Genomic DNA, 23,079 nt, shown 5'->3' on the forward strand with positions numbered 1-23,079 from the left:
CAACCACCACTGCCCGCCCCCTGCACAATCCAGCGAGAGCCATGCTGCCCAAAGCCCTGAAACTGGCGCTGGCCACCCTTGCCCTGCTCCTGCTGCTGGTATTGGCAGGCGCACTGGCGGTGTTCGGCCTGCTGGCCACCGAACCCGGCACCGCCCTGCTCGCCAGGCAGGCCGGGCACTACCTGGGCGAGACCGTCAGCTGGCAGCGCGTGGATGGAACCCTTACCGGCCCGCTGCGCATCAGCGGCCTGCACTTCCGCCAGCCCGGCACCGAGCTGCGCGCGGCCCAGCTGCAACTGGACTGGCGCCCCGGCGCCTTGCTGCGCGGCCGCCTTGACATCGCCAGCCTGCGGGCTGAGGGCGTCGACCTCGTGCTCAGCGCTAGCGCCAGCGAGGAACCCGGCGCCGCCTTTGACCCGTCCACCATCGCCGCCCCGGTGGACATATTCCTGCGCGAACTGAAGGTCAATCGCCTCAGCGTCACCCGGGACGGAACATCCCAGGCCATCGACAGCCTGCAGCTGGCGGCCAGCCTGATCGGCCCGGCGCTGGTTGTGGAGCGTTTCCAGCTGCGGGCGCCGCAGGGCCAGCTCGACCTGCGCGCCAGCACCCGCCTGCACACCCGCATGCCGCTGGACCTGCACAGCACTTGGACCTTCACCGCCGGGGAAAGTGCCCCGCTGTCAGGAGAAGCCGGCCTCGAGGGCACCATCAGCTGGGCTGACCGCATTGGTTTCGCACTCAACTATTCCCTGCTCGCCGATGGCCTGCAGGCGCTGCAGCCGGAGCTGCCCGCCAGCGCGCAGGTGGCGGGCGGCATCGCTGGCCGTTACGCCGGTGACCGGCTGGAGCTGGATAGCCTGACGCTGGATCAGCGCGAGAGCGGCCTGGCCCTGGCCATCAGCGCCACCGTGGACAAGCTGGCCAGCGCCGCCCCCGGTATCGACGCCACCCTGCAATGGACCGGGCTGCGCTGGCCCCTGCAGGGCGACAGCGCGGCACTGGCAAGCCCGGCGGGACGCCTGCAGCTGGCTGGCGCGCTCGATGACTACCGCCTGCAACTGGCGCTGGACCTCGCCGGCGCCGCCATCCCCGCCGGCAGCTGGGAGGCCAGCGCCAGCGGCGACCTGTCGCAGCTGCAGCTGGCATCACTGCAGGGCCAGCTGCTGGCGGGGGAGGTGCTGCTCTCCGGGCAGCTGGGCTGGGCCGACGCCATTCGCTGGCAGTTGCAGCTGGCGGCCGCTGACATCAACCCCGCGGGCATGGCGCCGGAGCTGCCGGGCAGGCTGGCGGCGCTGCTGAGCACCCAGGGGGTAATGAGTGAGGGCAGCCCGCTGCAGGCGGAATTCGCGATCGAGCATGTTCGCGGTGAGCTGGCCGGCTATCCGCTGGCGCTCAGCGGCACCGGCAGTGTGCTCGGCGAGGCCCTGCAGCTGCACACGCTGCAACTGGACAGCGGCAGGAACGGGCTCACTGCCCGGGGCCGGCTGTCAGCGGAAAGCCTCGATCTCGACTGGCAACTGCGGGCCCTGGCGCCGGGAGAACTGCTGGCGGGCGCCGGCGGACAGCTCAGCGGCGAGGGCACGCTGAGCGGCAGCGCCGAGGCGCCGCTGGTCAGCGGCCGGTTCAGCGGCAGCCAGCTGCAACTGGATACCCTGGCCGCCGAAACCCTGGACCTGGATATCAAGGCAGGCCTGCAGCCCGGGGACCGGCTGCGGCTGCGGCTGGCGGTGGGCCCGGTGCGGGATGCCGGCAGCGCGCTGCTGCAGTCGCTGTCGCTTGAGGCCGATGGCAGCAACCGCGAGCACCGGCTGGCGCTGGCCCTCGCGACCCCCTCGGGACAGCTGCGGGCGACCCTGCAGGGCGGCCTCGGCGAGGCCATGGACAGCTGGCAGGGTGCGCTCCAGTCCCTGCGCGCGGACAGCGCGGACTATGGCAGCTGGCAGCTGGCGGAGCGCAGCGAGCTGGCGCTGTCGGCCACCGCGGCCCGCCTGGCAACAAGCTGCCTGGCCCGGATCGACGGCCCGGGCCGGGCCTGCGTGGGCGGCAACTGGTCCCCCGCCGCGGGCAGCGACCTTGCAGTCAGCCTCAGCGCCCTGCCGCTGGGGCTTATCCAGCCGGCGGTCACGGCTGATATCAATGCCAAGCTCCAGGGCCGCCTTGCCACCGATGGCGGCCTCAGGGCCGAGGGCAAGCTAACGCTGAGCCCCGGGCTCATTACCCTCGCCGAGAGCAAGCGGGCGCTGGCCCACGGCGGTGGCGAGATGGAGCTGCGGATTGACGGAGAGGGCCTGGCCGCCACGCTGGCGTTTGCCGCCCCGGAAAACGGCCGCCTGGACGCCGACCTGCGCCTGCCGGCCCTCAGCGCCATCCCCCTGGCAGAGGAGCAGCCGCTGGCGGGACATATTCGCGCCAGCCTGCCGGACCTCAGCGGCGCGGCCGCCTGGGTGCCGGAACTGGCGGCCAGCGGCGGCGCGATAGCGGCGGACCTGCAGCTGGCGGGCAGCCTGGCGGACCCGCGCCTGCAGGGCTATGTGAAGCTCGACAATGGCCGGGCCGATATTCCGCTGGCCGGCTTGCAGCTCAGGGACATCGCCCTCGAGCTGGCCAGCGCGGCGACCGCCCCGGATACGCTGGCATTGAACGGCTCGCTGCGGTCGGGCAAGGGCCTGGTCACACTCGGCGGTCGCGTGGACCTGAGCCAGGGCAGCCTGCAGCTGGCGCTGGAGGGCGACAACGTCCTGGCCTACAACACCGGCGACGCCCGGCTCTGGCTGTCCCCGGACATGCAGGTCAGCTGGCTGCAGGACACCCTCACCCTGCGCGGTGAGGTCTTCGTGCCCCGCGCCGAGATCACCCCGCAACTGGAACTGAGCCCGGCCATGGTCATGGCGGACGGCGAGCAGGCCGACACCAGCGGCCAGGCTATCGCGCCGTCACAGGATGTGGTGATCGTCAGCGGACAGCTGGCGGGCATGGAAGACAGCGCCGCCACCGCGCCCTTCCGCATCGACAACCAGCTCCGGCTGCGCCTGGGCGATGCGGTAAACGTCAATGCGCTGGGTTTCATCGGCCGCCTCAGCGGCGACGTGCTGTTTACCAACACCCCGGAGCAAACCGAACTGGTGCCCATCGCCAACGGCAAGCTGTCGGTGGAGGACGGCACTTTCCGCTCCTTTGGCCAGGACCTCGACATCCGGACCGGGGAGCTGCTGTTCAACAACCGGCCCGCCACCGAACCGGAGATCAACCTGCGGGCCGTCCGCTGGATCGACAACGACCCCCAGGTCACCTCCGCCGGGATTCTGCTCACCGGGCCGATTACCACGCCGACCATGGAGCTGTTCTCGCGGCCCCAGCTGGAAACCAGCGAGGTCCAGTCCTACCTCATTACCGGCCGTTCCACCCGGGACCGCAGCAGCGTACTGAGCATCGGCACCTACGTCAGCCCGCGCATCTATGTCGGCTACGGCTACAACACCCTGGAAAAAACCAGCGAGTTCAACTCCCTGTTCACCATTACCCCGCGCTACGGCGTTGGCCTGAACGCGGGCGAAGCGGACAGCAACCTGAACATGACCTTCAGCTATGAACACTAGGCGAGCGGGCAGGCTGTCAACGGCGCTGGCGTTGTGCTGGCTGTTATGCGGCCAGGGGCCGGCCCTGGCCGGCGAGACCCTGGCGGTGGTGATCCGCGGTATCGAGGGCGAGCCGCTGGACAATGTGCGCGCCTCGCTGGACGCGGTCACCCGGGGCGCGGGCGAGGCACTCACGGCCGAGGATATCAAGGCCATGCACCAGCGCGCCGAGCGACAGATTCGCCGGGCCCTGCAGCCCTTTGCTTACTACCGGCCCGTCATTAGCGGCAGCCTGGAAGCCCCGGCCGCCGCGGGAGCGCCCTGGCAAGCCCGCTACCAGGTGGATGCCGGCGAGGTGCTGCGAATCAGCGCCGTGGAGCTGAGTTTCGAGGGGCCGGGGGCGGAACCGGGGGATCTGCAGTCGCTGCGTGAGGCCCTGGCCCTCAACAGCGGCGATCCCCTGGACCATCGCGTCTACGAGCAGGCCAAGCGGGACCTGCTCAGCAGGGCCCGCGAACAGGGCTATCGCCAGGCCAGGCTCAGCGAGCACCGGGTCGAGGTCGACCTGGAGGCCTACCAGGCCAGGGTTGTACTCACCCTGGCAACCGGCCCCCGCTATGTGATCGGCCCTATCGCCTTCCAGCAGGCGCAGTTCGCCCGCGAGTACCTGGAAGGCTACCTGGTGCTGCAGCCCGGCGACACCTTCAGGCCCTCGGAGCTGTCCCGCCAGCGCCGCCTGTTCAGCGCCAGCGGCCACTTCAGCGAGGTGCTGGTCACCCCCGGGGAAGCGCTGCCCGGCGCCAGTCCGCAGGTACCGCTGACCATCGCCCTGGAGCCCTTCCCGGCCAACCGCTACCGCGGACGCGTCGGCTGGGGTACCGATACCGGCTTTGGCCTGGGCATGGACTGGACCCGGCGCTACCTGGGGCGGCATGGCCACCAGTTCAACGCCGGCTTTGCGGTCGCCCAGGAACGGGAGCGGCTGGCGCTGGATCTCAGCTATACCATCCCCCTGGACCCGCTCAGCGGCAGCGCGCTGGAAATCAACGGCCGTCACGAGAGCAAGGACCTGAACTTCGAGGACGTGGAACTGGACCAGGGCGGCGACACCCGCATCGCCACCAACCTGGCCTCCCTGTTCTGGCACCTGCCGGTGCGGGCGGTGGGGGACTTCAGCCTGCGCACAACCGCCGGGCTCAGCCTGGTGGGCGAGACCTACGATATTTTCGAAGTCCTGTTCGGCAACCTGCCGGGGTCGGCCCAGGAGGTGATCATCGACACCATCGGGCCGCTGGCCTACGAGACCCTGGCCCCCGAGTTCGAGGCGGTGGTGCCCGGCCTGAGCTTCAAGCTGCGGCGCAGTGACGACCCGCTGTACATTCGCCGCGGCGACTACCTGAGTCTGGAATTGCTGGGCACGGACCAGAGCCTTGGCGCCAATATCGATTTCTGGCAGCTGCGCTTCTCCTCCTGGAACATCTGGCCGGTGGGGGAGCACGGCCGCCTGCTGCTGCGCTCCAGCCTGGGCTATACCGATGCCGAGAGCCGCCAGGTGCTGGGGGTCAACTTCAACCAGATGCCCGAGTACTACGAATTTCGTGCCGGCGGCGCCCGCAGCATCCGCGGTTACGGCTTCGAGACCCTGTTCCCGGAGGACGCCCTGACCGGCGGCAAGCATATCGCTGTCGCCAGTGTCGAGTACGAGCACGAAGTCATTCCCGACTGGAGCGTGGCAACCTTTGTAGACGCCGGCAATGCCTTCAACGACGCCGACGACTTCGAGGAAAAACTGGGGGTCGGCATCGGCCTGCGCTGGCGCTCGCCAGTGGGACTGGCGCGCATCGACCTGGGCTTTCCCCTGGATGAGGCCGACGACGCCTTCCAGATTTACATTACCGTGGGGCCGGAATTCTAGCGGCCGCCGCTTGCCGCCCCACAGGGCCGGCACTATGCTATCTGGCAGGCACCCATAACCACAAAGGAAACACGCATGCTGCTTCGCCCACTGAAATACACCCTGGCGCTGGCCCTGCTGGCCGTCTCCGCCAGCAGCCTGGCGGCAACGATCACCGCCCAGGATTACCAACGGGTAGTAAAGGAGGCCTATGCCAAGTTCAAGGACGTCAGGGAGGGGGCCAATGCGGATTACATTCCCATTCTCGCCACCGTGCCCAGCGAGATGTTCGGGGTCGCCATCATCACCCGCGACGGTGAGGTCTACTCCGCCGGTGAACTCGACTATGAGTTCTCCATCCAGTCGGTGTCCAAGCCCTTTACCGCCTCGCTGATCATGCAGCAGCAGGGCCCGAAAACCCTGCGGGAAAAAATTGGCGTCGAGCCCACCGGCCTGCCCTTCAACTCCAAGATCGCGCTGGAAATCTACGAGGAGCGCTCGGTCAACCCGCTGGTGAACGCAGGGGCGATCGCCGCAGTGAGCCTGGTGGAGGCCGATTCCGAGAAGGCGCGCTGGCAGCAGGTGCTGGGCAATATCGAGGCCTACGCCGGCCGCGACCTCGAGGTCCTGGAAGAGGTGTACGACTCCGAGTACGAGACCGCCTGGGGTAACCGCGCCATCGCCAACCTGCTGTTCAACTACGGCCGGCTCTACAGCGAACCGGAGCAGGCCCTGCGGGTATATACCCGCCAGTGCTCCATCGGCATCAACACCCTGGACCTGGCGATGATGGGCGCCACCCTGGCCAACGAGGGGGTCAACCCGAAAACCGGCAAGCGGGTGCTGGACAAGGCACACGTGCCGGAACTGCTGGCGATTATGGCCACGGCCGGTTTCTACGATGAGTCCGGGGAATGGATGTACCGGGCCGGCCTGCCAGCCAAGACCGGCGTCGGTGGCGGCATCGTCGCCGTGGTGCCGGGCAAGTTCGCCATCGCCACCTTCTCGCCGCCGCTCAACCCCGCCGGTAACAGTGTCCGCGGCCTCAAGGCCATCAGCTATATTGCCGCCGAACTGGGCGTGGGCCTGTACGGCCCCAACGCCGGCGAATAGTCAACTGGCGCCTCAGTAGCCGCGCGCCAGGTCGATGACATAACGCAGCGGCTGACCCCGCTGGCGGCGCTGCAGGTTATCGAGAAATATTGCCACCACGTCGGCGGGCACGCTGAGGGCCGCCACGTGGGGCGTGATCCGCACCTGCGGATGCCGCCACAACCAGTGGTCGGCCGGCAGGGGCTCGCGGGCAAACACATCCAGCACCGCCATTGACTGTGGCCGCGCCTCCAGCCAGCCCCGCAGGCTGGCTTCATCCACGGCCTCACCGCGGCCGACATTGAACAGCGTGGCGGCAGGGTCCAGGGCGTGCAGCAGCGCCGCGTTGAGGGCACCCCGGGTGTGCGCCGTGGCCGGCAGGGTGTTGACCAGCACCCGGGCGCCGCGGGCAGCGTCCGGGGCCTCGTCCAGCGCACAGACGCGATCGAAATTTGCCGCCGGGCGGGCGCTGCGGGAAATACCGCAGCTGCGCATGCCGAAGGCGCGCGCCACCCCGGCAATGTGGTTGCCAATGGTACCGGTGCCGAGGATGACCATGGATTGCCCGGCAAGTGAGCGTGGCACTTGCGGGGTCCAGCGCAGTGCGTCCTGTTCCGCCCGGTAAAACGCCAGCGACCGCGATTGCCCTAACAGGAACGCGAACACGTACTCCGCCATTTGCGGGCCGAAAATCCCTTTCACCGCGGTCACCACCAGGTCCCGACCCAGGGCCGCGGGCAGCAGCCGGTCGATGCCGGCCCAGGTGGACTGGATCCAGGCTACCTCGCCGCCCTGTTCCAGATAGCGCGCCGCCAGGTCCGGTTGCGCCAGCAGCACGTCGTAATCGCCGGCGTGGGCGCCGGGGTCGGCACCGGCATCGGCGGCCACTCCGGCCGCGGCCAGCAGTTGCCGATACTGGTCAAAGTCCTTGTCCAGGACCAGCACTCTCATCGGGTAATCCTCATGCCGCGGACGCGTCCTCCGGCTTTTTGATGTCGAAGAAAATAGCGTACAGGGTCGGCACGATAAAGAGGGTGAGCAGAGAGGCAAAACCGAGGCCGGCCATGATGGTCACCGACATATTGACGAAGAACACGTCGGACAGCAGCGGGATCAGGCCGAGGATGGTGGTGGCCGCCGCCAGCAGCACCGGGCGCATGCGACTGACTGAAGAATCAAGGATAGCCGTGTAGGACTCCTTGCCCTCCCCTATCTGCTGGTCGATCTCCTCGATCAGGACGATCGCGTTCTTGATCAGCAGCCCCACCAGGGACAGCGCCCCCAGCAGCGACATGAAATCAAAGGCACCGCCCGTAGTCAGCAGGCCGGCGGTAATGCCGACAATGGCCAGCGGTACCGTCAGCCAGATGATTGCCGGTTGCCGCAGCTTGCCGAACAGCAGGATGCTGGTCAGGATCATCAGCAGGAAGCCAACCGGCAGGGAGGCAGCCAGCCCGGCCTGGGCGTTCGCCGAGTCCTCGTACTCGCCGCCCCACTCCAGGGTATAGCCCACCGGTAGTTCGATGGCCTCGATCTGCGGCCGCAGGCGCTCAAACAGCTCGGTCGCCAGCCCGTCGGCCGGGTTGCAGGAAGCGATGATGGTCTGCATGCGGTTGCGCCCGCGGATCACCGCGTTTTCCATCCGCGTCTGGTAATCCGACACCACCTGCGACACCGGCACCGAGCGTCCCAGTACCGGGCTCCATACCTGGATATCGCGCACATTGTTGATATCGCCGCGCTCCTCTTCCGGCGCCCGCAGTTCTATGGGCAGCAGGCGGATACCATCCCGGTATACGCCAACCGGGGTGCCCTCAAACGCGTATTGCAGGGCGGCCCCCAGGCGCTCGCGGTCAACGCCCAGCTGGCGCCCCACCTGCTCGTTGAATACCGGCACCGAGACCTTGACCGGGGCCCGCCAGTCATCGCGCACATCAACGGCGTAGCCGTCCTCGCGCATGATGCGCTGGGCCTGCTGCGACAGTTCCCTGAGCACCGTGGCATCGGGCCCGGAAAACCGCGCTTCTATCTTTGCGTCCCGGCCGGGGCCGATGCGCATGGCCTTGATGATGGGGTCGGTGGAGGGCAGCTGGTCACGCATGAATTCGGCGGTGGCTTCCCAGATGGCCGGGATCTGCTCACGGCTCTCGGTACGGACGATGATCTGCGCGTACACCGGTGCCGGCTCCCTGGAGTCATACACCAGGGTGAAGCGCTGGTGGGGCCCGCCGATGGCCGAGGTGGTGCTAACCACGCCGGGCTGCTGGCGGATAAATTCGCTGACCTGGAGGGTATGGTCGCGGGTAGTGCGGATATCCACGCCCTCCGGTTCCCACACATCGACAAAAAACAGCGGCGTGTTGGAGTCGGGGAAAAAGCCGCTGTTGACCCTGCCGAAGCCGATCACCGCAATAACGAACAGGCCGACGACACCCGCCACCGTGAGCCAGCGGTGGTCCACGGCGCGCGCCACCAGGCCCCGGTACACCTGGAACAGCCTGCCGCCGTAGGGGTCACTGTCCGCCGCCTGGGGGTCCGGCCGCAGCAGCAGTGCGCACAACAGCGGGGTGGTGCTGATGGCGGTGATCCAGCTGAGGGCCAGGGAAATCAGGATCACGTAAAACAGCGAGCTGGCGAACTCGCCGGTGTTATCCGGCGACAGGCCAATCGCGGAGAAGGCCAGGATGCCGATTGCCGTCCCCCCAAGCAGGGCCCAGATGGTCTTGCCCACCGCCTCGCGAGCGGCCTGGAAGGCGTCCATGCCCTGGTTCATGCGCACCAGCATGCCCTCGGCCACCACAATGGCATTGTCCACCAGCATACCGAGGGCAATCACCAGCGCGCCGAGGGAAATCCGCTGCAGCTCGATGCCGTACAGCTTCATGATAAGCAGGGTGCCGGCCACGGTGATCAGCAGCACCGCGCCAATCACCAGGCCGGTGCGCAGGCCCATGAAAACCAGCAGTACGATGATGACGATGGCCACCGCCTGGGCGACACTGACCAGGAAGCCGCCCACCGATGCCTGCACTTCACTGGGCTGGTCGTAGACCGGGGACAGCTCCATGCCGATGGGAATGCTGCTGAGCAGGCCGTTGAGGCGCCGGTCAACCCGCTGGCCGACCGCCACCACATTCTGCCCGGCGGCCATGGAGACACCAATGCTGAGCCCGGGCTTGCCGTTGACGTAGTAGATCTTCTGCGGCACGGTTTCGTAGGCGCGGGTTATGGTGGCGATATCCGACAGGCGAATCAGCCGGCGCTGGCTGGAACTGATCAGCAGGTCGCCCATGGCCTGAACCGACTGGAAGTCGCCCGTGGGACTGAAGCGCAGGTAGTCGTCGCCCACCCGCACGCTGCCGGCATCGACCACCACATTCTGCGAGCCCAGCACATCGGCGATCTGCTGCAGGGAAATACCCAGCTCGGCCAGCTGGCTGCGGGAGATATCCAGGTAAACCACCTCCCGCTGCTCACCATCGATGACCACCTTGCGCACCCCGTCCACCAGCACCAGCTGCTTCTTGATGGCGTCGGCGGTGTCATAGAGGTCGCGCCAGGTATAGCCGTCGCCGTACAACACCAGGTAAATACCGTACACATCGCCGAAGTCATCCAGCACGATGGGGTCCTTCGCGCCGGGCGGCAGGCTGGATTTGACGTCGGCAATCTTGCGCCGCAGCTCGTCGAAAATATCCGGCAGGTCCTCGGCCTGGTACTCGTCCTTGAATTCGATGAGGATGTCGGACAGCCCCGGGCGGGACACCGACATCTTGATGCGCTTGATTTGCGGCATCAGCTGGATCGCGTCCTCCAGGTGGTAGGTCAACTCGTCCTGCACTTCCTGGGCGGTGGCGCCCGGATAGGGGGTGATGATTTTCGCCATCTTGATGGTGAAGGGCGGGTCCTCGAGCTTGCCGATGGAGTCGTAGGCCAGCAGACCGCCGCCGACCATGATCACCACCAGCAGCCAGGAAACGACCGGGTTGCGAACTGAGTATTCACCGATATTCATTGGCGCTGTCCCTGTGTCAGTCGATGCTTACAGCGGCTCGCCATCGCGGGGGACGGCCTGCTCAGTCAGCGGCATGCGGGTAACCCGCATGCCCTCGGCCAGGTAGGGCGCGCCCACCGACACGATCTCTTCACCGCCGTCGAGCCCGCTGAGGACCTGGATCGAGCGCCCGGACATGCGGCCGATCCCCACCGGCTGCGAGGAGACCGTCATGCTTTCGGGGTCGAGCACCCAGACCCTGGGCTGCAGCCCGCTGTCGGCCTGCACCGCCCGCACCGGAACCCACTTCACCGATTCCTTGTCGACCACCCGGGTCAGGTCGATGGTGACATTGGCGGTCATGCCCGGCAGCACGTTGAAATCGGTGGGCGCCTCCATGGTAAAGGTGGTGCGGAAAGTCTGGGTCTGCTCGTCGGCCTTGGTGGCCAGTTCCTTGGGCTTGAGCGCAAACCGGCGCTCACTGCGGCCCTCGAAGCTGGCGTAGGCGACCACCGTGCCGGCGGTTTCGCCACTGCGCAGGTTGCCTTCCTGGCGGGCCTGTCCGCGCACGCTGCGCACCACCGATTCAGGCAGGTCGATAATGACGTCCAGCTCGGTAATATTCTGCAACCAGATCACCGTCTGCCGCGCCATCACCTCCTCGAAGTTTTCCACCGCGCGGCGGGCAATCCGGCCGCGAAAGGGCGCGGTCAGTACGGTGTACTCCAGGTCCTGCTGGGCCGCGGTCAGCGCCGCCGAGGCGGTGCGGTAGTTGGCCTCCATACGATCGTAGTCGAGCCGGGAAATATTGCCGTCGACAATCAGTTCCTTGCCGCGTTCAAAGTTGCGTTTGGCGTTGTCGTAATTGGCCTGGCGGTCCTCCAGCACGATTTCATAGTCGGTCGGGTCCAGCCTGGCCAGCACCTGGCGCTTTTCCACCAGGTCGCCTTCCTTCACCAGCAGTTCCTGCAGCTGGCCAGAGACCCGGAAGGCAAGCTCGGCGCGCTGGGTGGCGTCTACCCGCCCGGGGAAGGTGCGGATAGCGGCGTTACTGCCACCGCCGACCGTGTAAAGCTTCACCGGCCGGGAGACGGGTGGTGGCGGTTCCGGCTCTTCGCGACTGCAGCCCGCGGCCAGCGCGGTAGTGGTGACGATCAAAACCAGGCCCATTGGAAGCAAAGCGCGCGACATAGGAAATCCAACCTGTTGTTACCAGAGGGCCGTGCAACAACGGGCCCGAACTGTTCAAATCTTGCCACAATCAGGGCGCTGAACGCAGGCTTAATTTGGCTGCGAACGCGACCCGCTGAGGGGTAGACTGTACACCCGCGGCAAATATTGGCACATTGCCACCCTGACTCCGGCACCCGTCCCAGCCCGCCGGCGCCAGTGCCACTGCCGCCTACAGCAACAGGAACCCCGATTGTGAGTAATATAGCGCACAACAGCGTACGCCCCATCCAGACCCTGGCACTCGTCGCGCTGCTGGCGCTGCTCGGGGCCTGCAGTTCCCTGCCCACGGATTTCGACAAGCCCGTCAGCCACGTCCTGGAAGACACCAGCCAGAGCGAGCTGAGCCAGACAGTGCAGCCACTGCTGGAGCGCAACCCGGGCAAATCGGGATTTCGCACACTGGGGACCGGCGAAGCGGCTTTTATCGCCCGCCTGCGGCTGATCCAGAGCGCCGAGCAATCACTGGATATCCAGTATTACATATGGCACGACGACCTCACCGGCCGCACCCTGTTCAACCAGTTGCTGGCGGCGGCGGACCGCGGGGTCAGGGTGCGCATCCTGCTGGATGACCTGGACACCGCCGGCAAGGACGAGATCCTGCGCACCATCGACGCTCACCCAAAGGTCGAGATCCGCGTGTACAACCCCTTCGCTAATCGCGACAACCGGGTCAGGGACTTCGCCGGGGATACCCGCCGCATCAATCGCCGCATGCACAACAAGACCCTGACCGCTGACAATATCGTGACTATCTTTGGCGGCAGGAATATCGGCGACGAGTATTTCGCCGCCGCCACCGATGTGGGTTTTGGCGACATGGACGCCCTGGCAATCGGCCCCATTGCCGACGAGGTCTCGGCCCAGTTTGATCTTTACTGGAATTCGGCGTGGGCATACCCGATCACCGCCTTCGACTGGGAAGAACCGGTCACCGCGGCCGACTTTGCCGCCTTCCGCGCCAATTCAGACCAGTTTCTCGAGGAGGTCAGGGTATCGGATTACGCCGAGGTGATACGCCAGTTCGATGAGGCCACCCTGGCCACAATCGACGAGATCGACTGGGTCTGGTCCGAGTGGCTGCTGGCCTACGACCAGCCGAGCAAGGTAACCGCCAGAAAAGTAGCGGCAGATACCCACCTGGCGCCCAAGATCAAGATGGGCATGGACAGGACCCAGCGCGATCTGATTATCGTATCGCCGTATTTTGTCCCCGGTGAGGAATTCACCGATTACCTGGTGAGCCTGGTGGATCGCGGGGTGCGGGTGCGCATCCTGACCAATTCACTGCAGGCCAACGATGTGTCGCTGGTACACGCGGGCTATATGCGTTACCGCAAGCCGCTGGTCAGGGGCGGGGTGGAACTCTACGAATACAAGGCCGATGCCAACAAGACGGTGCGCAAACAGCGGGAGGACCAGCGTGACAAAAACCGCATTGGCGCCTCCAGGGCCAGCCTCCATGCCAAGTTTTTCGGCTTTGACGAAACCTACCTGTTTATCGGCTCCTTCAACCTCGACGGCCGCTCGGTGGCCCTGAACTCGGAACTGGGCGCCTATTACGCCAGCCCCGAGGAGGCTCTCGCCCTGTCGGAATTTTTTGACCAGGCCGCCTACGACATCGCCTACCGGGTGCACCTCGACGGGGACGACAAGCTGGAATGGGTAACCATGAGGGACGGCCGGGAGATTCACCTGGACAGGGAGCCGGACACCAGCTGGTGGAAGCGCTTCAGCACCGGCCTGTTGCGCTATATCGTGCCGGAGTCGCAGCTTTAGGAACGCACCGGGGGCTCACCCCGGCGCGGTCAATCGCGGTTTAGCCGCACTTGGAGTCGCCGCAGTTGAGGCAGGTCATGCAGCCGTCCATGAGAATGGAGGCCTTGACCGAACACTTCCTGCACAGCTCGGCACTGGCGGGGAATTCACCGCCGGCGCCGTCGTCGCCGGTCTTGGCGGCATACTCTGCTTTTTTCTCATCGAGAATTTTCTTCTGGTGCTCGGTCAGGCCCGGCGCTTCCAGCAGGCCGATATTCTGCAGGTGGTCCTCGATGGCCCAGCCGATTTCCGCAACCAGTGAGGGCATAAAGCGCCCACCGGACTTGAAGTAGCCGCCCTGGGGATCGAATACCGCCTTGAGCTCCTCAACCAGGAAGGTGCAGTCACCGCCCTTGCGGAACACCGCGGAGATAACCCGGGTCAGGGCCACGATCCACTGGAAGTGGTCCATGTTCTTGGAGTTGATGAAAATCTCGAAGGGCCGGCGCAGCTCGTGGTCGGTACCCGGGTTGAGAATGATGTCGTTGATGGTCAGGTACAGGGCATGATCTGAGAGCGGCGTCTTGATCTTGTAAGTCGCCCCCTCCAGCTGCTCCGGACGCGAGACCTTCTCGTGCATCTGCACGATATTGCTCTCGATTTCCTGCTGCTTTTCTTCCTCGGTTTTTACCTGGAAGCCAACGATTTTCTGGTCGATTTTCTTAGTCATGGTTTTACCTTTGTGCGGGCTAGCTACGGAGCTTTGTCATTCTGGCGCAGCGGTCATTGTCATTTCGGCGCACCGGTCATTGTCATTCCGGCGCACGCCGGAATCCACATCTCCGACGCCGTTAACCAAACCACATGGATCCCGGCTTTCGCCGGGATGACAGTTGGTCGCAGGCCGGGATGACAGTTGGTCGCAGGCCGCGATGACAGTTGGTCGCAGGCCGCGATGACGGTTGATCGCAGGCCGGAGACAGTGACCGGGACCGGATGCCAGAATCAGAACTTCCCGTAATACCCCTCCTTCAATGCGTCAAACAAATTGGCGGCGGTGTGGGTCTCGCCGTCGTATTCAATTTCCTCGTTGCCCTTGAACTCCACGGTGGAGCCATCCTCCAGGGTGAAGCGGTAGCTGGTGTTTTCCAGGTCCTGCTCTTTCACCAGTACGCCCTGGAAGGCCTCCGGATTGAAGCGGAAGGTGGTACAGCCCTTCAGGCCCTGGCCAGCGGCGTAGAGGTAGGTGTCCTTGAAGTCCCGGTAATCAAAGTCCGTGGGCACGTTGATGGTCTTGGAAATGGACGAGTCCACCCATTTCTGGGCGGCGGCCTGCACGTCCACGTGCTGTTTCGGGGTCACATTGTCGGCGGCGATGAAATAGTCGGGCAGCTTCCTGCTGTCATCGTCGGTAAACGGCATGGCCTGCGGGTTGACCAGTTCGCGGTAGGACAGCAGCTCGTAGGAGAACACATCCACCTTCTCCTTGCTCTTCTTGCCCTCGCGGATCACGTTGCGGCTGTAGTGATGGGCGAAGCTGGGCTCGATGCCGTTGCTGGCGTTGTTGGCCAGCGACAGGGAGATGGTGCCGGTGGGGGCGATGGACGAGTGGTGGGTAAAACGCGCGCCCTCCTTGATGATGGAGTTGACCAGTTCCGGCTCTTCCTGGGCCAGCGCCTGCATGTAGCGGCTGTACTTGCCGTGCAACACCCTGCCCGGCAGCCTGTCACCCAACTTGATGCCGTCGGCGGCCATTTCCGGGCGGCGGCGCAGCATGTCGCCGGTGACCTCGAATTCCTGCGCCATGATCGGCGCCGCGCCTTTTTCCCGCGCCAGGTCCAGGCCGACTTTCCAGCCGGAGACGGCCATCTGCTTGCTCACTTCCTCGGTGAACTCCAGGGAGTCTTCCTCGCCGTACTTCATGCGCAACATGGCCAGGGTGGAACCCAGGCCGAGGAAGCCCATGCCGTGGCGGCGCTTGCTGGTAATTTCCCGGCGCTGCTCGGCCAGCGGCAGGCCGTTGATCTCAACCACGTTATCCAGCATGCGGGTGAACACCGCCACCACTTCCCGGTACTCCTCCCAGTCGAAGTGGGCGTTGGCGGTGAATGGCTCGCGCACAAACCGGGTCAGGTTGACGCTGCCCAGCAGGCAGGAGCCGTAGGGCGGCAGGGGCTGCTCGCCGCAGGGGTTGGTGGCGCGCACGTTCTCGCAGAACCAGTTGTTGTTCTTCTCGTTGACCTCATCGATGAGGATAAAGCCGGGCTCGGCGTAATCGTAGGTGGAACTCATGATGGCGTTCCACAGCTTCAGCGCGCGGATGCGCTGGTAAACCCGGCAGGCGACCTGCCCCTGATCGTCGCTGACGTAGCCCTCGGTCACCGGGAACGGCCGCCAGATGATTTCTTCCGCCGGATCCTGTTCCAGGTGGGCAAATTCTTTCGGGGTGACCGGGAAGGACAGCGGCCACTCGGCGTCTTCCTTCACCGCCTTGATGAAGCCCTCGGTGATCAGCAGCGACAGGTTGAACTGACGCAGGCGGCCATCCTCGCGCTTGGCCTTCACAAAGTCGAACACGTCCGGGTGGTTGACATCGAAGGTCGCCATCTGGGCGCCGCGACGGCCACCGGCAGACGACACGGTGAAGCACATCTTGTCGAAGATATCCATGAACGACATCGGCCCCGAGGTATAGGCACCGGCCCCGGAGACAAAGGCTCCCCGGGGGCGCAGGGTGGAAAACTCGTAACCGATACCGCAACCGGCCTTCAGGGTCAGGCCCGCCTCCAGGTTTTTCTGCAGGATGCCTTCCATGGAATCGCCAATGATGCCGGACACGGTGCAGTTGATGGTGGAGGTGGAGGGCTTGTACTCCTGGGCGCCGGCATTGGAGACGATGCGGCCGGCGGGGATCGCACCCCGCTTCAGGGCCCAGACAAAACGCTGCTCCCACTCCTGGCGCACGGATTCGTCCTCCACCTCGGCCAGCGCCTTCGCCACCCGGGCATAGGTGCCGTCGATATCCCGGTCGACGGGATTCCCCTGGCTGTCCTTGAGTCGGTATTTTTTGTCCCAGATATCCAGCGATGCGCCCTGGAACTCGATCGTGCTGCTATTGCCGCGGACCGCGGCGCCCTGCCTGGCTGCTGATTCCAATGTCTGCCCCTTGTCAGTCAGAAAATGCGGCCGAGACACGGTCGCGAAGCTTGTTATAGGAGCCTGTATTTATACCCATATATCGGCGCCCAGGCAACGAAAAGACACAATATATTGTAAATTTCTTGCCGCGAGCCCTGGACCGCCTGCTACCCTGGGGCCATGGGCAAGCATTCACTTACCTGCCAGGGCACAGGGTTGCGGCAAACCACATCAGCCCGGCTCAGAGCAGCAGTAAACCCAGGGCAATAAACCCGAGGATACTGATGCCGCCGGCCAGCAGGGCGTAGGGCAGCTGGGTGCGCACGTGCTCTATGTGCTCGGTGCCGGATGCCAGTGAGGACACGATGGTGGTGTCGGAAATGGGCGAACTGTGATCGCCGAATATGCCCCCGGACAATACCGCCGCCACCAGCAGCACCGGGTCCACCCCCAGCGCCGCCGCCACCGGCACCGCGATGGGCAGCATGATCGAAAACGTGCCCCAGCTGGAACCCACGGCGAAGGCGATAAACCCGGACGCCAGGAACAGGCAGGCCGGCAGCAGCCAGGCGGGCAGGGTGTCGCCGACCAGGCCGGCGACGTACTCACCGGTGCCCAGGGCCCGGGAGACGCCCCCCAGGGCCAGGGCCAGCAGCAACACGGTGGCGATGGGCAGCATACCGCCGGCCCCTTCCATCCAGGTACTGGTAAGCCGCTCCAGGTTCATGCTGCGCTGGCACAGCACCAGCAGCGAGACCACCGCCAGGGCCAGCAGGCTGGCCCACAGCACGCTGGTGGAACCGGAGCCGGCAAACAGGTCGCCGTTGCCGGTGATCAGCAGGAAAACCGGCATCGCTATCACCAGGCTGGCAACCGGTAACAGCATGTTCCAGGCATTGGGCGGCGCCGACTCCCGCAGGATCTGCGCATCCTGCTGCACCGCCGGGGATTCGCCGGCGGCGGCGCGCTGCTCCGCCGCCGCCATGGGCCCCGGGTTGAAGTCGCGGGCCACGGTATAGGCCGCCAGCAGCACGGCGGTGATGGCATAGAGGTTCAGGGGGATGGACGCCAGCAGTACCCGCAGGGGCTCCTCCACCCCGAGGCCATCCAGCAGCCCCAGGTTGAAAGCGCCCCAGGCATTGAGGGGAATCAGCATGCAGATGGGCGCCGAGGTGGAGTCGATGAGGTAGGCGAGCTTCTCCCGCGATACCCGGAAGCGGTCGAACAGGGGGCGCGCCACGGTGCCGGCCACCAGCACGGTGATGTTCGACTCGATAAAAATGACAATGCCGACCAGCCAGGCCAGCCACTGGGCGCGGCGGCCGCCGTCCACCCACTTGCGCTGTTCGAGAAAGCGGATAAAACCGGTGACGCCGCCGGAGCGCTCCAGGGTAAGAATAAAAGCGCCGATCACCAGGGTAAACACGATCACCCGCGCGTCTCCGGCGCTGGCGAGCACCGCGATGGCGGCGTCGATGGCGCCGGCCAGCGCCGCCAGCAGGCCCTCGCCCTGCAGCAGGAAGCAGCCCAGCCAGATGCCGGTGAACAGCGCCAGGTATACCTGGCGGGTGACCAGCGCCAGGCCGATGGCGAGCAACGGCGGCAGCAGCACCGTCCAGTTGGGGTCAGTCATGCAACGGCCGGTTCCAGCAGGGTCAGGGTGGCGGTGGCGGTATCGAGGCGGGCGCGGGCGCCTACCGGGATCACCGCCTGGTCCTCCACGTGGCCTATCATCAGCCCGCGGAGTACCGGCACACCGAGGCCGGCAGTGCGCTCCCGCAGCACCTGCTCCATGGAGAAGCTGTTGTTGCTGGTATCGGCCTCGGTGAACTTGCCAAAGGCAATGCCCGCCACCCGCTCCAGGGCCCCGGCCAGGCGCAGCTGGGTCAGCATGCGGTCAACCCGGTAGGGTGCCTCGTGCACATCCTCGAGGAACAGCAGCCGGCCGCTGAAATCCGGCTCCCAGGGGGTGCCCATCAGGTGGCTGACCAGGGTCAGGTTGCCGCCCAGCAGCGGCCCCTCGGCGGTGCCCGGATGCAGCACGGTCAGCCGGTTCTCCCGCTCCACCCGTCCCGGGCCCGGGTCCTCGAAGGGCGGTGGCGCCGCCAGCGGCTGCCGCCCCCTGCCCTCGATGAGGGTCTCGCGGAACTGGGTGTAGCTGTATTCGGTAAAATTGGCGCCGGCGATGGGGCCGTGAAAGGTCACCAGCCCGGTGCGCCCGAAGATGGCGCAGTGCAGGGCGGTAATATCGCTGTAGCCCATCAACACCTTGGGATTGGCGGCGATCAGCCCGTAGTCCAGCAGGGGCAACAGGCGGGAGGAGCCATAGCCGCCCCGCAGGCAGAAAATGGCATCGACCTCGCGGTCGGCAAACATGGCGTTGAGGTCAGCGGCGCGCTGCTGGTCGGTACCGGCCAGGTACTGGGTGCGCTGGTAGAGATGCTGTGCCGGCTTGACCTTGAAGCCCAGCGAGCGCACCACGTCCATGGCGAAGGCGATGTCCTCGTCCTCGGGTGCGTTGCTGGCCGGGCTCACCAGCCCCACGGTCATGCCCTGGCGCAGGCGCCGGGGCCGGATTGTGGGCCGGGCCGGGTCACTGCCGGCGGCCGCTGCTGCGGCCACGCCCGCCAGCGGCAATGCCGCCAGGCTCCTGATCAGGCTACGCCGATCCATGTTCTACTCTCCTGGAAAACGCCCACTGTAACAGCCACCGACGGCTCACAGGTAATCCAGCCCGTCGATGGCGGCAATGCCCAGGCCCGGCGTCCGGTTGAGGCTTATTGCGGCAGCGCTGAAGCGGGTACCGCCGCGCACCGGGTCGCCGCGGGCCAGCAATGGCGCATCGAGATCCACCCGGGTGATGACCTCCGGCCGGGCCGCCGCCACATGGGCCGCCGCCGCCACCCCGATGGCGCTCTCCAGCATGCAGCCCATCATGCAGCTGAGCCCCGCCGCTGCCGCCTGGTCGGCAATCGCCAGGGCGCCGCTGACACCGCCGCTCTTGACCAGCTTGATATTGAGGATATCGGCCGCCCCGGCGGCGATCACCCGCGCGGCGTCCTCCGGGTCGAAAACACTTTCATCCGCCATCACCGGGGTTTTCACCCGCTGGCGCAGCCGGGCCATGCCGTCCAGGTCGCCGGCGGGCAGGGGCTGCTCCAGCAGTTCCACCGCAATGCCCTCGCCGGCGAGCTGCGCCAGCAACCAGCAGGCCTGTTCCAGATTGCAGGCCTGGTTGGCATCCAGGTACAGGCTGGCAGCACCCGCCACCGCGACGGCCACATGCCGCACCCGCTGCAAATCCTCGGCGGGCTCGCCGCCGAGCTTGAGTTTCAGGCAGGTAAACCCGCGCTCCAGGGCGGCCCTGGCGCTCGCCGCCATGGCGGCGGGGGCATTCACGCTGATGGTCAGGCTGGTGTGCAGGGTCCCGGGCGCCCCGCCCAGCAGCTGGCACAGGGGCAGCCCCCGGTCCTGGGCGGCCAGGTCGAACAGGGCCACCTCCAGCGCGGCCCGGGCGTTACTGTTGCCGCCGGGCAATGAGGCCAGCAGCGCTGGCAGGGCGTCGACCCCGGCACCCACTACCGGCGGCAGCAGGTCATGTTCCAGCGCGGCGATAATGGAGGCATGGTCCTCGCCGGTAATGGCCCGGGTTGCCGGGGCGCTGCCATAGCCGGTCCTGCCACAGTCGGTTTCCAGCACCAGCACCAGGTCTTCCACCTGGTCGACCCGCCGCAGGGCAGTGGTGAATACCTCGCGCAGGGGCACCCGCAGCATGGCCAGGCGATAGCCGGTCACCCTCACCAGTCGGCCTCCAGGGCGATCCGCTTGATCGCGTAAATACTGGCGACAAAGCCCTGCCCCGCCTCCGTCAGCAGCGGGCTCAGCGGCGTGACCGACACCCCCGCCAGAATGCCCTGGTAGGTCTCGCCGGCTGCGGTGAGGTAGGCCAGGGCGGTGCGGTCGTGGATCACGTAGGGCTCACCGGCAACGGTGCCGAGATACATCACCACATGACCCGGCAGGTAGATAAGGTCACCGGCCTGCAGCGTGTGCAGGGCGCTGCGCACCCCTGCCACGTCCGGGGCATCAAAGCGCAGGGTGGGAGCGTACTCACCGGCCGCCTGCTGGCCGGTGTTACGCGGCATCAGCAGGCCGAAGGACTTGTAGACCTCACCGATAAAGCCGGTGCAGTCGCGGGCATTGTAGTCGTGGCCCCAGCCGTAACGCTCGCCGAGGAACTTGAAGGCCTGCTGCACAACCAGGTCGGCACGGTAGGGAAGATGGCCAACGCTGACATCGCGCGACCGGGCCACCAGCGCATGACCGAACTCCAGTTCACCGGCGGCCGTGCGCAGCGGCAGGCTGACAATGTAACTGGCATAGGGGTTCTGGCCATTGACCGCAAAGCCGGTGGCCTCCGGGTCGACCAGCGGCAGGGACACGCCCATTTCCAGCGGCAGCTCGGAACTGCGCGCATCCAGCGGGTTGAAATTGGTGTGCACCCGGTCGCCGGTGACCACCAGCCGCGGCCCGGCGGCCTGCCATGCCGCGATGTCGGTCCGCGACCCCAGGGCCACGGCGTCGCGCGGTAGCCAGGCAGCGTAGTGATAGTTGAGGGCGAAGAACCATTGGCCGTCGGCACTGCTGTGGAGGACGGCCAGCCGCTCGCCGGGAAACACCGCGGTCTCCTGGAAGCGGTCCAGGTGTACATCGTCCGGCGTCTTCAATACCCGCTCGGCGGTGGGAAAACTGCGCATCGAGGCCCGCTTTACCGCCAGCCCCCAGCGCACCGGGTTCTGCTCTCCCAGGGTATCCAGGCTGGCCAATGCCAACCAGCGGCGGTAATCGGCGGCACTGACCGGCTGCCCGCTTGCGGCGTGGTAGCGCGGTGACGAGGCGGGTCGACTGACCCGGGCAATAAAGGACTCAAGCTGCTTGCGGGACAGCGCGGCGGGGAGCTGGTCCAGGTCATGCATATTGGCGTCGACGGCGAAGGCCCGCTGGTTGAACTGGCGCACCTGCGCCGGGCTCATCCGGGTGTCGCTGTCCGCAAGCCGCGCGACCCAGTAGTCGGGCGACAGCATGGCCTCCTGCACGCCGGGCACATCGGTGACAAAGGGATAGTGATCCTTGGCCTGTGCCACGCCCAGGCCAACACTGAACACCACTGCCAGTAACATTCTCACGGGTTCGCGCCTCCCAGCCACATCAACACCCGGCCCACCAGCAGCCCCCCTGCGGTCCCCACCACGTAGCCGAGCAGGGCCATCAACACCCCCACCGGCACCAGCTGCCGGGAGTAGGCGGCGGCGAGAATCGGCGCCGATGCCACCCCGCCAATATTGGCCAGCGACGCCACCCCGCAGGTAAACAGGTCCAGCCGCAACAGCCGCGCCGCCAGCAACATGATCGCGGCGTGCACCAGCAGGATGACCAGGCCCGCCAGCAGGTACAGTGGCGCGCTGGCCAGGTCGGCGAAGCTGGTGCGCGAGGCGATGGCGGCAACCATCAGGTATAGCAGGGCGCTGGCCAGCGCATCGCTGCCGCTGAGCCGGGCCAGCGGCGTGTAGGCCAGGGCCAGGCCGATAAGGGTCACCGCCAGAATCCGCACCACGCTGACGGTGAAAAAGCCGTCACCGCCCAGCCACTGGCCGACCTGGTCCGCCGCCACCGCCCCGAGCAGGCCGACACCGGTCAACAGCAACAGCTGGTACTCACCGGGGGCATCGTGCCGGGCGGTATCCTCCGCCGCGGCCACCGGCAGCACCCCGCGCGCCCCGGACCAGCGGTTGAAGCGCGCGGCGAACGGCACCAGCGCCAGCAACAGCATCAGCCACAGGGAATAATCGATGGAATCCACCAGCAGGGCATAGCCCAGGTCTGCCTCCGGCACCTCCAGCGCCGCCTGCACCGCCACCATGTTGGCGGTACCGCCCAGCCAGCTGCCGGCGAGGGCGGCAAAGACGCCCCAGGCGCCCTCACCGAGGACGGAGCGGAACAGCACAAACGCCACCACGCAGCCCAGCATGATGCCCGCGGCGGCGAGGGTGAACGCGGCCAGCAGCCGCGGCCCGAGACGCAGCAGCGCGTCCAGGCGACAGCGTAACAACAACAGCAGGATCATTGCCGGCACCAGCAGGCGCTTGATCTCGGCGTAGGCCCGGGTCTGGGCATCGTTAATGGCCCAGGCCCCGGCGCCCGCCAGCAGCATGGCGCCGAGGTAGGTCAGCACAATCGGCGGCAACCAGCGAAACAGCCGCCAGCGCGGGTACTGCCGCGCCAGCCACACCAGCACCCCGGCGAGCAGGGCCAGTGACGCCAGGTATCCGGCCACGCTACTGATCAAATTGCCCTCTCCCCCTGCTCGTTCGGCCCTGAGCATGCATCATCAC

14 protein-coding genes are annotated in these 23,079 nt (G+C 66.3%); 4 read left to right on the forward strand and 10 right to left on the reverse strand.

Going from position 1 to position 23,079, the window contains the following annotated elements; translation table 11 throughout:
• Positions 1-41 precede the first annotated feature (41 nt).
• From DWB85_RS01690 to glsA, 3 genes are all read left to right on the forward strand, one after another.
• A complete protein-coding gene (locus DWB85_RS01690) occupies positions 42-3,599 on the forward strand; it encodes a translocation/assembly module TamB domain-containing protein (RefSeq protein ID WP_117952469.1) in 3,558 nt (1,185 codons plus the stop codon).
• On the forward strand, positions 3,589-5,493 hold the full coding sequence (locus DWB85_RS01695; protein ID WP_133300541.1) for an autotransporter assembly complex protein TamA: 1,905 nt from the start codon (positions 3,589-3,591) through the stop codon (positions 5,491-5,493). The genes DWB85_RS01690 and DWB85_RS01695 overlap by 11 nt, the downstream gene beginning before the upstream one ends.
• Positions 5,494-5,568: 75 nt before the next feature.
• Entirely contained in the window at positions 5,569-6,585 is a 1,017-nt protein-coding gene (gene glsA / locus DWB85_RS01700; protein ID WP_117952471.1) for a glutaminase A, read from the forward strand.
• Between the two features lie 12 nt (positions 6,586-6,597).
• Here glsA and DWB85_RS01705 read toward each other — a convergent pair whose 3' ends face one another.
• The 3 genes from DWB85_RS01705 to DWB85_RS01715 are packed head-to-tail and all read right to left on the reverse strand — an operon-like array spanning position 6,598 to position 11,749.
• Positions 6,598-7,515: a D-2-hydroxyacid dehydrogenase gene (locus tag DWB85_RS01705; RefSeq protein ID WP_117952472.1), complete on the reverse strand. Its 918-nt coding sequence runs from the start codon at positions 7,513-7,515 to the stop codon at positions 6,598-6,600.
• A 10-nt stretch (positions 7,516-7,525) separates the two neighbouring features.
• Positions 7,526-10,579, reverse strand: a complete 3,054-nt coding sequence (locus tag DWB85_RS01710) for an efflux RND transporter permease subunit (protein WP_117952473.1) — start codon at positions 10,577-10,579, stop codon at positions 7,526-7,528.
• A 27-nt stretch (positions 10,580-10,606) separates the two neighbouring features.
• Positions 10,607-11,749 carry an efflux RND transporter periplasmic adaptor subunit gene (locus DWB85_RS01715; RefSeq protein WP_239017193.1) on the reverse strand — a complete coding sequence of 381 codons (1,143 nt, stop codon included), beginning with the start codon at positions 11,747-11,749 and terminating at the stop codon, positions 10,607-10,609.
• Between the two features lie 234 nt (positions 11,750-11,983).
• Here DWB85_RS01715 and DWB85_RS01720 point away from each other — a divergent pair, with 234 nt between their 5' ends.
• The gene (locus DWB85_RS01720; protein WP_133300542.1) at positions 11,984-13,570 is read left to right on the forward strand and encodes a phospholipase D family protein; all 1,587 of its coding nucleotides are present in this window, start codon (positions 11,984-11,986) and stop codon (positions 13,568-13,570) included.
• A 40-nt stretch (positions 13,571-13,610) separates the two neighbouring features.
• Here DWB85_RS01720 and DWB85_RS01725 read toward each other — a convergent pair whose 3' ends face one another.
• From DWB85_RS01725 to DWB85_RS01755, 7 genes are all read right to left on the reverse strand, one after another.
• Positions 13,611-14,279 (reverse strand): TSCPD domain-containing protein, encoded by a 669-nt coding sequence (locus DWB85_RS01725; RefSeq protein WP_117952476.1) that lies wholly within the window; start codon positions 14,277-14,279, stop codon positions 13,611-13,613.
• 275 nt (positions 14,280-14,554) lie between these two features.
• On the reverse strand, positions 14,555-16,705 hold the full coding sequence (locus DWB85_RS01730; protein WP_117952477.1) for an adenosylcobalamin-dependent ribonucleoside-diphosphate reductase: 2,151 nt from the start codon (positions 16,703-16,705) through the stop codon (positions 14,555-14,557).
• A 223-nt stretch (positions 16,706-16,928) separates the two neighbouring features.
• Entirely contained in the window at positions 16,929-18,320 is a 1,392-nt protein-coding gene (locus tag DWB85_RS01735) for a Na+/H+ antiporter NhaC family protein (protein WP_117952478.1), read from the reverse strand.
• Entirely contained in the window at positions 18,317-19,360 is a 1,044-nt protein-coding gene (locus tag DWB85_RS01740; protein ID WP_117952479.1) for a S66 peptidase family protein, read from the reverse strand. Before DWB85_RS01740 ends, DWB85_RS01735 begins: the two co-directional genes overlap by 4 nt.
• 45 nt (positions 19,361-19,405) lie before the next feature.
• Entirely contained in the window at positions 19,406-20,488 is a 1,083-nt protein-coding gene (locus DWB85_RS01745) for a dipeptide epimerase (RefSeq protein WP_117952480.1), read from the reverse strand.
• Positions 20,485-21,867 (reverse strand): SH3 domain-containing protein, encoded by a 1,383-nt coding sequence (locus DWB85_RS01750; RefSeq protein ID WP_239017200.1) that lies wholly within the window; start codon positions 21,865-21,867, stop codon positions 20,485-20,487. The genes DWB85_RS01745 and DWB85_RS01750 overlap by 4 nt, the downstream gene beginning before the upstream one ends.
• Before the next feature lie 2 nt (positions 21,868-21,869).
• The gene (locus DWB85_RS01755) at positions 21,870-23,033 is read right to left on the reverse strand and encodes a DUF819 family protein (RefSeq protein WP_162845969.1); all 1,164 of its coding nucleotides are present in this window, start codon (positions 23,031-23,033) and stop codon (positions 21,870-21,872) included.
• Between the last annotated feature and the right edge of the window lie 46 nt (positions 23,034-23,079).

The organism is Seongchinamella sediminis, from assembly GCF_003457605.1.
Taxonomy (GTDB): domain Bacteria; phylum Pseudomonadota; class Gammaproteobacteria; order Pseudomonadales; family Halieaceae; genus Halioglobus; species Halioglobus sediminis.